At 68.9% G+C, this 1,048-nt stretch carries 2 protein-coding genes; both read right to left on the reverse strand.

The window, feature by feature from the left end; all coding sequences use genetic code 11:
- Positions 1 to 404 (reverse strand): DNA cytosine methyltransferase (locus C4S70_RS18430; protein ID WP_146064279.1); only part of this gene is annotated, 404 nt, incomplete at its 3' end.
- On the reverse strand, positions 404 to 1,048 hold a 645-nt coding region (locus tag C4S70_RS18435; RefSeq protein WP_146064280.1), incomplete at its 5' end, for a DNA-methyltransferase. The genes C4S70_RS18430 and C4S70_RS18435, both read right to left, overlap by 1 nt.

Below are 1,048 nucleotides of genomic sequence, written 5' to 3' on the forward strand. Positions count from 1 at the left end.
GCTGTTCGAGCCGTGCCGCCAACCTTTCCGAGCACTGCCGCGCTCGCGACCTGCTCGCCGAAGACGAGCTTCGGTCGGCAGGCGGCGACGAGCCGCAGGAAGGCTGGCGCGAGATGGCGGTCATCGTCCTGTCCCTTGCGCTGTCCAGCCTGGCTGAACGGCTGGCAGGGCGGCGAGCCGGTCCAGACGGACAGATCCTCGGCCACGCCGGCAAGGCGCAGCGCGTAGGGCCAGCCGCCGATCCCGGCGAAGAAATGGCATTGCGCAAAGCCGAGCAGGTCGGCGGGCTCCACCTCGAGGATGGAACGCTCGTCCACCTCACCGGCAGGCAGCAGCCCGGCCGCGACCAACTCCCGCAGCCATGCGCAGGCCTCGGGATCGGCATCGTTGTAGTAGACGGCCATCAGGCGGCGGCATCGGCCTTGTCGCCAAGCCGCTCGGCCTTCACCTCCGCAAAGGTCCGGCAGTCGCCGTCAAGAATCGCGTCCTTGCCAGTCTCCGCCTGCCAGCGCTCCACGGCGACATCGACATAGGCCGGGCTGATCTCCATCGCGAAGACACGGCGGCCGTTGGCCTCGCCCGCCATGATCTGCGAGCCGGAGCCGGAGAACGGCTCGTAACAGAGGCCACCGCGGGCGACGTGCTGGCGCATCGGGATCCCGAAGGCGTCGAGCGGTTTCGGCGTCGGGTGATCCGTCCGCTCATCCTTGGCGAAGGACGGCATCTCCCAGGTCGAGGGCAGCGTTTCCTCCGCCACCTTCGGCGGGCGGTTTGGGCGACGCCAGCCCATGAAACAGGGCTCGTGCTTCCAGAGGTAGTGCGAGCGGGTGAGGACGCCCCGGTCCTTCACCCAGATGATCTGCTGGTGCACGAAGGCGCCGGCCTTTTCCCAGCAGGCCTCCAGCATCGCTTGGCGCCGTGAGGCGTGCCAGCAGTACCAGGCCGCATCCTCGGTGATCGCCTCGGCCACGGCGGCGGCGATGAAGCCGTCGTAGAGCTCCACGCCCTGCGAACTGTCGTCCCAGGTCGTGCCGTAGGAGGCGGACCA

This window comes from Jhaorihella thermophila, from assembly GCF_900108275.1.
Classification (GTDB): domain Bacteria; phylum Pseudomonadota; class Alphaproteobacteria; order Rhodobacterales; family Rhodobacteraceae; genus Jhaorihella; species Jhaorihella thermophila.